The sequence below is a fragment of the Bradyrhizobium sp. WSM4874 genome (assembly GCF_055811835.1).
On the sequence record NZ_JBVVPR010000060.1, the window covers coordinates 24,367 to 34,797 of the forward strand.

Annotated in this window: 12 protein-coding genes; all 12 read right to left on the bottom strand. The window is 64.4% G+C overall.

Annotated elements, in window-relative coordinates; translation table 11 throughout:
* Window positions 1-5 precede the first annotated feature (5 nt).
* Window positions 6-308, bottom strand: a complete 303-nt coding sequence (locus AC0L3P_RS35685) for a nucleoside triphosphate pyrophosphohydrolase family protein (RefSeq protein WP_007609049.1) — start codon at window positions 306-308, stop codon at window positions 6-8.
* 26 nt (window positions 309-334) lie between these two features.
* Complete coding sequence (locus tag AC0L3P_RS35690) at window positions 335-862, bottom strand: carboxymuconolactone decarboxylase family protein (RefSeq protein WP_027517393.1); 528 nt, start codon at window positions 860-862, stop codon at window positions 335-337.
* A gap of 485 nt (window positions 863-1,347) precedes the next feature.
* Window positions 1,348-1,707 carry a Zn-ribbon domain-containing OB-fold protein gene (locus AC0L3P_RS35695; RefSeq protein WP_473308864.1) on the bottom strand — a complete coding sequence of 120 codons (360 nt, stop codon included), beginning with the start codon at window positions 1,705-1,707 and terminating at the stop codon, window positions 1,348-1,350.
* Window positions 1,704-2,840, bottom strand: a complete 1,137-nt coding sequence (locus AC0L3P_RS35700) for a thiolase family protein (RefSeq protein ID WP_275167329.1) — start codon at window positions 2,838-2,840, stop codon at window positions 1,704-1,706. The genes AC0L3P_RS35695 and AC0L3P_RS35700 overlap by 4 nt, the downstream gene beginning before the upstream one ends.
* Window positions 2,837-4,060, bottom strand: coding sequence for a CaiB/BaiF CoA transferase family protein (locus tag AC0L3P_RS35705; protein WP_275167330.1), 1,224 nt, complete (start codon window positions 4,058-4,060; stop codon window positions 2,837-2,839). The genes AC0L3P_RS35700 and AC0L3P_RS35705 overlap by 4 nt, the downstream gene beginning before the upstream one ends.
* A gap of 121 nt (window positions 4,061-4,181) precedes the next feature.
* Window positions 4,182-4,388 (bottom strand): hypothetical protein, encoded by a 207-nt coding sequence (locus AC0L3P_RS35710; RefSeq protein WP_007592312.1) that lies wholly within the window; start codon window positions 4,386-4,388, stop codon window positions 4,182-4,184.
* Window positions 4,389-4,512: 124 nt separating this feature from the next.
* Window positions 4,513-5,682 (bottom strand): acetyl-CoA acetyltransferase, encoded by a 1,170-nt coding sequence (locus AC0L3P_RS35715; protein ID WP_473308865.1) that lies wholly within the window; start codon window positions 5,680-5,682, stop codon window positions 4,513-4,515.
* A 59-nt stretch (window positions 5,683-5,741) separates the two neighbouring features.
* Window positions 5,742-6,392 carry a bifunctional 4-hydroxy-2-oxoglutarate aldolase/2-dehydro-3-deoxy-phosphogluconate aldolase gene (eda, locus tag AC0L3P_RS35720; RefSeq protein ID WP_275167332.1) on the bottom strand — a complete coding sequence of 217 codons (651 nt, stop codon included), beginning with the start codon at window positions 6,390-6,392 and terminating at the stop codon, window positions 5,742-5,744.
* 13 nt (window positions 6,393-6,405) lie between these two features.
* On the bottom strand, window positions 6,406-7,386 hold the full coding sequence (locus AC0L3P_RS35725) for a sugar kinase (protein ID WP_275167333.1): 981 nt from the start codon (window positions 7,384-7,386) through the stop codon (window positions 6,406-6,408).
* A 23-nt stretch (window positions 7,387-7,409) separates the two neighbouring features.
* Entirely contained in the window at window positions 7,410-8,396 is a 987-nt protein-coding gene (gene denD, locus AC0L3P_RS35730) for a D-erythronate dehydrogenase (protein WP_473308866.1), read from the bottom strand.
* Between the two features lie 79 nt (window positions 8,397-8,475).
* Window positions 8,476-9,351 carry a carbohydrate ABC transporter permease gene (locus AC0L3P_RS35735; protein WP_007592322.1) on the bottom strand — a complete coding sequence of 292 codons (876 nt, stop codon included), beginning with the start codon at window positions 9,349-9,351 and terminating at the stop codon, window positions 8,476-8,478.
* 2 nt (window positions 9,352-9,353) lie between these two features.
* Entirely contained in the window at window positions 9,354-10,301 is a 948-nt protein-coding gene (locus AC0L3P_RS35740; protein WP_473308867.1) for a carbohydrate ABC transporter permease, read from the bottom strand.
* Between the last annotated feature and the right edge of the window lie 130 nt (window positions 10,302-10,431).

The following is a 10,431-nucleotide window of genomic DNA, read 5'->3' on the forward strand; positions in this document are numbered from 1 at the left end:
GCGGCCTAGCGGCTCGCCGCCTCGCTGATCCGCCGCTTGATCTTGGCGGCGCTGGTCTTGAGCAGCTCGGATGGCTGCTGGCCGGTGGCCACGCACAGGCAGGCCCAGTAGTAGATGACATCGCCCAGTTCATCGACGAGGCCGGCCTGGTCGAGCCAGTCATCGCGGAGCAGCTTCTTGATGTGCTCGGCCACCTCGCCGGATTCCCCGGCGAGTCCGAGGCCCAGATAGGCCAGCCGTTCGTTGGACGGACGCTCATCGACTTTCGCAATCGTTGCAGCCCAGGCGGCATATTCATCGATCGTCATGAGCATCCCTCACAGCAATGCCTCGATCAGCCTACCACTTCGGTGACCGGCTGAAGGTCGATCTCAAAGGTCTCCAGAAATTTCGACGTCATGATGTAGAAGCCGACAGAGAGCTGCAGCTCGACGAGCGCGGCCGGCGTCAGTTTCGATGAGATCGCCTTGAAGGTCGCATCGGTCGGCTTGTTCAGCTTGACGATCTCGTCGGTGAAGGCGAGCGCGGCGCGTTGCGTCTCGTCGAAACAGCTCGCGGCCTGCCAGTTCTCGAGCGCCTCATTCTGCTCGTCGGTGACGCCAACATTCTTGCCGATGCGCTTGTGCGCGACGATCTCATACGGCGCCTCGCACAGGATGCCGGTGCGGGTGATCGCGAGCTCGCGCACGATCGGATCGAGCTCGCCCTTGTGCCGGATGGCGCCGCCGAGCCGGCAGTACTGCTCGAAATAGCTCGGCGAATGCGACATCATCCGGAAGATATTGGCATTACGGTTCTTGTCGAGGATTTCGCGGGTGCGGTCGGATGCCTTGGACGGGTCGCTGTAGTTGATGCGGGCCATGATTTTCCTGAAGTTTTCCCTAAGCCTTTGATGTTTTTTGTCGTTAGCGGCGATAGTTCCACGAAACTGTATTCTTGCGCGTCCGCAGGAGCAACAACATCGAGTCAAAATGCCGCCGCATTGCTGAACGACCTTGGCACAGTCGATATTCGCCGCGTGGGGACTTGATCGCGGCGGATACTCGCAAGGGGTGTTCCGAGTAAAAACAATTGGCCGTCGGGCGCTAACCGCGCATCGATGAGTCACGCCCAAGTCTAGGGAGAAAATGGCATGAAGGAAGCCACCAAGGGGGCGGCCTCGGAAGCGTTCGCGCATATGCTGGCGGTGATGGCGATGCTCGTCATCGCCAGCATCTTGTTCTACGGGCGCTAGTTAAGAGTCGGGTGAGAGCTTTCGTCATTCCGGGGTGGCCCTCGCACAGGTCAGGCCCAGAATTCCCGTTCCAGGCTCGGTCTCTCAGGACCGCCCCCGAATGACGAATCCTACTATGATCTCTTCGTGAAAAACGGCACAATCTTCCCAGCGAACAGTTTGAAGCTCGCACTGACCTCATCGCCGATGGCGAGATTATTCTCACCATGCGCCATCATGCGAAAACCCTCGGCGCAATCGACCAGCAGGATGTTGTAGGGCACGTGGGACCGCGTCTCAGGCGTCGCGGCGCGGCAGACCAGCGAGGCCGCGTAGACCCTGCCTTTGCCGCTGGCGCGTTGCTCGCGCGGATCGGACGCGCCGCAGGCCATGCAGAAGGCGCGTCGAAAATACTGCACATGGCCGCATGCGCCGCAGGTCTGATAGGTGACGGCGTGTTCGCCATTGGTCCAGTCGCCCAGACGCTCGCTCATCGCATCCGCTCCAGGAACATGGTCACGTGAGACGACAGCACGCCGCCGTCGCCGTGCAGCAGCGCGATCGAGGCGTCGCGCACCTGACGATTCGCCGCCCGCCCCGTCATCTGCAGATGCGTTTCGACAAGATGCGCCATGGCGCCACCGACGCCGCAATGACCGTAGCTGAGCAGGCCGCCATGGGTGTTCAGCGGCATCGCGCCGTCACGGCTGAAATGGCCGGCGCGCACGCGCGCGGCTGCCTCGCCCCGGCCAGCAAGGCCGAGGTCTTCCAGCAGCATCGCGAGCGTGATCGTAAAGCTGTCGTAGATCGCGGCGTAGCGCACGTCGGAAATCGCGAGGCCGGTGGCCTCCCTGGCGCGGGCGACGGAGATCTCGGCGCCGAGTTCACTCAGGGCGGGCGCTGCAGTGACGTGCTGATGGGTATGAGCCTGGGCACAGCCGCGAATGCGCACGCCGGCCTCTCCGGTCCGCTCGCGGCTGACGACGAAGGCGGCGCCTCCGTCGGACACCGGACAGCAATCGAGCAGCTTCAGCGGCATCGCCACCGGCTTCGAGGCCATGACGTCGGCGACCTCGATGGGATCTTGGAATTGCGCACCGGGATGATTGCAGGCGTGGGCGCGCATCAGCACCGCGAATTCGGCGAGGTCTTCTTCGGTCACGCCGTATTCGTGCATGTATCTGTTAGCGACCAGGCCGTAATAGGCGGGAATGGTCGGGCCGAGCGGCACCTCGTAGTCGGGATGGCCGACCTGCGCCAACGCCTGGATCGAGGCATCGCGGCTCTGCCCGGTGAGGCGGTTCTCGCCGGCGACGACGAGCACATTGCGGGCGACGCCCGCTTCGACGAGATGATGCGCGAGCATGGTCATCGCGAGCCCGGTCGCGCCGCCGACTTGGACGGCGTGGGCGTAATTGGGGCGGATGCCAAAATGCTCGGCAAAGACGGTCGCCAGCATGATGTGCGGCGACACGGTAGAGTAGCCGCAGAGGATGCCGTCGACGTCGGCGCGGTTGAGCCCGGCATCGTCGAGCGCGGTTTGCGCGGCCCTGCTCATCAGGTCGAGCGAGGACGAACCTTCGTGCTTGCCGAAAGGCGTGAGGCCGACGCCGGTGATGAAGCTCACGGACGCACCTGTGCATCGTCATTCCGGGGCGGCGAACGGGTAACGCCATCGCGGACCATGGCGTCGATCTCGTCGGCGAAATAGCCGATCTCACGCAGGATTTCCGCGCCGTGCTCGTTGAGCTGCGGCGCAAGCCGCACCGGTTCGGCCTCGGTCTCGGACCAGGTCGCCGTCACCCTCATACTCCGGATCGGCCCTTCGGTTGGATGGTTCACCACCGGAAAGAAGTTGGTCGCCTCCAGATGCTCATCGTGCAGCATCGACGCGAGGTCGTGCATCGGCATCACAGGCACGTCCGCCCTGGTGAGCAGGTCGATCCATTCCTCGGTGCTGCGCGTCTCGAAGATGCGCGCGAGTTCGGCATAGACGACGTCGATATTGGCGGCGCGGCCGGCGAATGTCGCGAACATCGCGTCGGCGCGCAGGTCGTCGCGCCCCGTCGCCTTGAAGAAATTCTCCCACTGCTTGTCGTTGTAGACGATGACGCTGAGATAGCCGTCCGAGGTCTTGTAGGGCCTGCGGTCGCGCGAGAGGTGTCGGGCGTAACCGCCCTTGTCGAGCGGGGGCTCGTAGGTGAGACCGCCCATGTGGTCGCCCATGACGAAGCCGGCCATGGTCTCGAACATCGGGATGTCGACGCGCTGGCCTTGCCCGGTCCGGTCGCGGTGGACGAGGCTGGCGCAGATCGCGCCGACAGCGGTCAAGCCAACGATGCGATCGACCAGTGCGTTCGGCACATAGCGCGGCACGCCGTCACCGGTCTGCGCCATCAAGGCCGGCAGCGCGGTGGCGCCCTGGATCAGATCGTCATAGGCGGGCTTTGCGGCATACGGCCCGTCCTGGCCGAAGCCGAACACGCCGGCATAGACCAGCCGCGGATTGATCTTGCAAACAACGTCATAGTCCAGTTGAAGCCGCGCCATCGCCTGCGGGCGAACGTTGTAGACGAGCACGTCGGCGTCCTTCAGCAAGCGCAGCACGGCCTCGCGGCCGGCGGGCTTCTTCAGGTCGAGGCAGATCGAGCGCTTGCTGCGGTTGGTATTGAGGAACACCGGGCCCATGCCGGCGTGCCGCATCGGACCAATCAGGCGGGTGACGTCGCCGTCCAGAGACTCCACCTTGATGACGTCTGCGCCGTAGTCGCCGAGCATCTGGGTCGCATAGGGACCCATCAGCACGGTGGTCATGTCGACGACCTTGATGCCCTTCAGCGGCCCCATCGTTCACTCCCGATTGCGCGGGCTCAGATGAGCCCTGCGATTTCGGTCCAGCTAACGGCAGCGGCGGCGCGCGCGCAAGGGCGGCCGGCGTATGGCCGCATGCGTCGGCGAAGAAAGTCGGCTATTTCTTCTGACGGGATTCGCGCACTTTGAGGAGACGGTCGAGCTCCTCATTCTGCTGGTTGATGCGATCCGCGATCCGCGACTCGTTCTGCTCACCCGAGGCGGCCGCGGCCTGCTCGATGAGCTGGCGGATATTGTCCTCGAGAATCGCGATGCGATCGTTGAGTGCGTCCATCGACAGCGAATCTTCGTAGTCATTGCTCATGATGCATCCCCTGCAAATCGATCATGAGCTTTAAGGGCCCCGGGGGAGCCCACCATGATCTAGCGCAAGATAAGAAGGTGGGCACGGCGCTTGCGCGCCTTTGCCCACCCTACAAGGTCGGAGCTTACTTCAGCGGCTCCAGTACGGAGACGTAGTTGGCGACCGCCGCACCGCCCATGTTGAAGATGCCACCGAGTTTTGCGTTCTTGAGCTGCATGCCCTCGGGCGCTTGGCCGGCGAGCTGCATCGCGGTCATCACGTGCATGGAGACGCCGGTGGCGCCGATCGGATGGCCCTTGGCCTTCAGGCCGCCGGACGGATTGACCGGCAGCTTGCCGTCCTTGAGCGTCCAGCCTTCCTTGATGGCGCGGGCACCCTGCCCCCTCGGCGTCAGGCCCATCGCCTCGTACTCGATCAGCTCGGCGACGGTGAAGCAGTCATGGGTCTCGACGAAAGAGAGATCGGTGAGCGCAACACCCGCCTTCTCCAGCGCGCGCTGCCAGGCGACCGTGCAGCCCTCGAACTGGAGGATGTCGCGCTTGGACATCGGCAGAAAATCCTGGGCGTGCGCGGTGGCGCGGAAGCCGATCGACTTGCTCATGCCCTTGGCGGTTTCCGCGTCGGCCAGCACCAGGGCAGCGGCACCGTCCGAGACCAGCGAGCAGTCGGTGCGCTTCAGGGGGCCGGCAACGTAGGGGTTCTTCTCGCTCTCGGCGCGGCAGAACTCGAAGCCAAAGTCCTTGCGCATCTGGGCGAAGGGATTGGCAACACCGTTCTTGTGGTTCTTGGCCGCGATCAGCGCCAGTGCATCGGACTGATCGCCGTATTTCTGGAAATAGGAGCTGGCGATCTTGCCGAACACGCCGGCGAAGCCGCCGACGGTGTCGCCGTCCTCGGGCAGATAGGACGCCTTGAGCAGGTTCTTGCCGATCTCCGGCCCCGGCGTGCGCGTCATCTGTTCGACGCCGACAACGAGGACAATCCTGGCCGCGCCGGCCGCGATCGCGCGCACGCCCTGATGGACGGCGGCGGAGCCGGTGGCGCAGGCGTTCTCGACCCGGGTCGCCGGCTTGAAGCGCAGCTCCGGGTCGGCCTGAAGCACCAGTGAGGCGGTAAAATCCTGGGGCGAGAAGCCGGCGTTGAAATGGCCGAGCACGATGTCGTCGACATCGCCGGCCGAAATGCCGGCATCCGCCAGCGCCTCATTGGCGACCTTCACCACAAGGCTTTCCACGGTCTCGGTGTCGAACTTGCCGAATGGCGTATGCGCCCATCCGACGATGCTGGCGGTCATGATCTTTCTCCCTGGCGGTCTCTTGCTGACCTAAGTCTTAGCCCAGGGATGGCAAGACTTCACGCGGGTTTAAGGGCCTGGAGGGTGCGCTGGCAGATGGCAGTTATGCCGGCCCAGTTCCCGGCCCTGATCTCCGCCGTCGGGCACAGCCAGGAACCGCCGACCGCGACCACATTGGGCTCCGCGAGCCAGGTCGCCGCATTGGCCTCGCCGACCCCGCCGGTCGGGCAGAACCGCACGTTCGGGAACGGCCCACCCAGCGAACGCAGCCCCTTGATGCCGCCGGCCTGCTCGGCCGGGAAAAATTTTGCTACGTCGAAGCCGTAGGACAGCGCCATCATCAGCTCGGACGCGGTGGCGATGCCCGGCGCAAACGGCAAGGAGCTATGGGTGGCGGCCTTCAAGAGGTCCGGGGTCAAGCCCGGGCTGATGCCGAACGCAACGCCGAGCTTCTCGACACGCGTAAAGTCCGCCGGATTCAGAATCGTGCCGATGCCGACCACCGCCTCGGGCACCTCGGCCATCATCGCCCTCGCCGCCTCGATCGCAACGGGGGTCCGCATGGTCACCTCCAGCGTGCGGACGCCGCCGGCCACCAGCGCACGCGCCAGCGGCACAGCATCCTGAATCCGCTCGATGGTGAGGACGGGAATGACGGTCGCGGCCTTGAACAGCGCGACGAGGTGGTTCTGCTGGGCAGTGGTGGTCATCTTGGCTTTCGTTTCACTTGGTCGCTTGACGCGTCGTCGCCGGCCGGTGCCGTTTCTTCGGCGGCATGGCATAACCCGGAATGATGGCGCCGGAATAGCAGATCACGAGGCTGGCGAGGCGGTGCCCGGCCTGGGCGGCCTCGACCGGGTCGGAACCGGCGAGCCGCGCCGCGATATAGGCCGCGGCAAAACTGTCGCCGGCCGCGGTGGTGTCGACCACGGGTTTAGTCATGGGCTCGGCGCGAACCTCGTAGGGCCCCCCGGGAAAACGCAGCAGGCTGACCGGATCGGCGAGCCGGAACACCAGCTCGGGGCTCGGGATGCGCGCCATCAACTGCTCGTGGCTCTCGCCGGGATAAAGGGCGAGCAGATCCTCGGTCGAGGTCAGCACGATGTCGGCAGCCGCGAAGGCGGCTGAAAACACCTCGCGCGCGACGTCGCGATCCGGCCATCCCCGCGCGCGGAAATTGGTGTCGAACACGAAACGGGTGCCGAGCAGGCGCGCGCGCTTGATCGCCGCGAACAGGCGCTCGCGCCCGGCCGCGTCGTAGATCGAGAGCGTGATCGCAGAGAGATAGACGATGTCGTAGCTCATCAGGGAGTTGAGGAGATCGTCCGTCTCCGGCAGATTCATTAGCTGGCGCGCCGCCGCACTGTCGCGCCAGTGGAAGAACTGGCGCTCGCCCTTCGCATCGAGCTGGATCATGTAGAGGCCCGGCAGCTTGCCCGGCAGCCGCACGACGCGCCTGGTGCCGACGCCCTCCGCAGTCCAGGCCGCGATCATCTCATCGCTCAGGGCATCGTCGCCAAGCGCGGTGAGATAATCGACTTTGACCTCGAGCCGCGCGAGGTACACGGCCGTGTTGAGAGTGTCGCCGCCGAATCCGCGCGAGTAGAGGCCGCCGCCCTGCCCGCTGGAATGTCCGGCGGATTGTCCACCCTGGGCCTGCCGGAGCTCGACCATGCATTCGCCGATGCAAGCAACGCTCGCCATCACTTTACCCGCTCAGTCAGAGATCAGGCGACGAAATCGCCGCCGAGCTCGTCTTCGATGTGAATGCGGATGATGTCGTCGAAAGTCTTCTCGGCGGTGGTGAAGCCGAGCTCGAGCGACCGCTTTGCATTGAAGTTGCGCGGCCAGCCGCCGACGATGCCGACGATGAAGGGATCGGGCTCCCGCTTGATGCGGGCGGCGACCTTGTCGCCGGCGACGCGTTTCAGCGCAGCGATCTGCTCGCCAACCGTCGCCGACAGGCCCGGCATGGTCAAGTTGCGGCGCGGCCCCACCGCTGCGAGGTCCATGGTGGCGGCATGCAGCAGGAAGCCGACGGCGGAGCGCGGCGTGGCATGCCAGTGGCGGACGTCTTCGGATACGGGAAGGACCACTTCCTTGCCGGCCAGCGGCTCGCGCAGGATGTTGGAGAAGAAGCCCGATGCTGCCTTGTTGGGCAGGCCGGGCCGAATGCAGATGGTCGGCAGGCGGATGCCGATGCCGTCGAGAAAGCCGCGGCGGGAATAGTCGGCCAGCAGCAATTCGCCGATCGCCTTCTGCGTACCGTAGCTCAGAAGCGGCGTGTGGAAGAACTCGTCGCCGATCGCATCGGGGAACGGCGCGCCGAACACTGCGATCGAGGACGTGAAGACCACGCGCGGCTTGTAGCCGCCGCCTGCGAGCCTGACGGCATCGAGCAGCATCCGCGTGCCGTCGAGATTGATGCGGTAGCCCTTGTCGAAATCGAGCTCGGCTTCGCCCGAGACGATCGCGGCGAGATGAAAGATCACGTCCGGACGGCCGGCGATCAGCTTTTCGGCCGCACCCGGCACGGCGAAATCGCTCGACACGGTCTCGACGGCAAAGCCGGCTTTTTCCGGCGTCTTCGGCTCGACCACGTCATGCATGGTCAGCTTGGTGATGTCGCTCTTGCCGAGCCGGCCGTCGCGCAACAACCGTTCGCACAATTTGCGGCCGACCATGCCGGCAGCGCCCAGAACCAGAATGTGCAAGAGCCTACTCCTTCTTATTGGCCGGAACGCGCCGGTTTCGGCGATTCGTCCTGGCGCGCGCTCAAGGCAGGCCCCGCGATCATTCCTTCACGGCGCCGGTCATCGCCGACACATAGTACTCCACGAAGAAGGAATAAAGAATAACTACGGGAACCGAGCCGGTCAGAGCCGCCGCCATCAGCGCGCCCCAATGGTAGACGTCGCCATTGACGAGCTCGGTGATCGCACCGACGGGGATCGTCTTGTTCTCGGATGAGGAGATGAAGGTCAGCGCGTAGATGAACTCGTTCCAGGACAACGTGAAAGCGAAGATGCCCGCCGAGATCACTCCGGGCAGCGACAGCGGCAACGTGATCTTCATCAGAATCTGCAGCCGCGTCGCCCCGTCGATCAACGCACACTCCTCCAGCTCATAGGGGATGGTGCGGAAATAGCCCATCAGGAGCCAGGTGCAGAACGGGATCAGGAAGGTCGGATAGGTCAGGATCAGCGCCAGATTGCCGTCGAACAGGCCGAGCTGAAACACGATCGCCGCCAGCGGAATGAACAGGATCGAGGGCGGCACCAGATAGCCGAGGAAGATCGCAAGGCCGACATAGCGCGAGCCCTTGTAGCGCAGGCGCTCGATCGCGTAGGCGGCGCAGACGCTGGCGAACAGGGAGATGAAAGTCGAGGACACCGAGACGATCACGGTGTTCCACATCCAGAGCGGATAGTCGGTGTCGAAGAACAGCTTCTTGATGTGCTCCAGCGTCGGATGCACGATCCAGAACGGATTGTACTTTTCGTAGTCGTACATTTCCGCGTCCGGCTTGAACGTCGCGACCGCCATCCAGTAGAACGGGAACAGCAGGAAGAAGATGATCAGGCCGAGCGGAAGGTAGACCCGAAAAAACTTCCGCGGGAAGCTCTCGAGGTAGTCCATTCCGACGCTTTGGTCGTCTGCCGTGGTCATGGTCAGTCCCTCCCGCCCTGCTGCCAGCGGGAACGCTGAAGCCCAAAGAAGCTGAGCAGGATCGCCGCGACCAGGAACGGAATCATCGCGTTCGAGATCGCCGCGCCCTCGCCCAGATTGCCGCCGGTGATGGCGCGCTGGAACGACAGCGTCGCCATCAGATGGGTGGAGTTGATCGGTCCACCCCGCGTGATGGTGTAGATGAGCTGGAAGTCCGTGAAGGTCATCAGCACCGAGAACGTCATGACGACCGCGATGATCGGCGACAGCATCGGCAGCGTGATGTGGCGGAAGCGCTGCAGATTGGTGGCGCCGTCGAGATTGGCGGCCTCATAGAGCGAGGGCGAGATGGTCTGAAGTCCCGCCAGCAGCGTGATCGCCACGAAAGGCACGCCGCGCCAGATATTGGCGGCGACGACCGACCAGCGCGCATTCCAGGGATCGCCGAGGAAATCGATATAGCGTGTGATCAGGCCAGCCTTGATCAACACCCAGGAGATGATCGAGAACTGACTGTCATAGATCCACCAGAACGCGATCGCAGAGAGCACCGTCGGCACGACGAAGGGCAACAGGACGATGGCGCGGATCATCGACTTCATCGGCAGCCGCTCGTTCAGCAGAAGCGCCAGATAAAGGCCGATGGCGAATTTCACCGCGCTGGCCGCGACCGTGTAGAAGATCGTGTTGAACACCGACAGCCAGAACACCGAGTCCTTCGACAGCGAGACGAAGTTCTGGAAGCCGATGTAGCGCCCGGCTCCGCCGATCTTGGTATCGGTCATGCCGAGCCAGAAGCCCAGCGCCAGCGGGTAAGCCAGAAACAGGATGAGGATGGCGATCGCCGGCACCATGAACATCGCGCCGAGAAAATGCCGGCTCTCGAATGCTCTGGTCCACAGGCTGCTGCGCTTGACCTGCGCGGCTGCGGACTCGGCCATAACTGCCATGTCGGATTCCCCTCGACGAAAAGTCGCGGGGGGGGGGGGGGGGGGGCGCGCCGGCGCGGGGCGGGCGGGGGGGGGGGGGGGGGGGCGGGGGGGGGGGGGGGGGGCGGGGGGGGGGGGGGGGGGGGGGGGG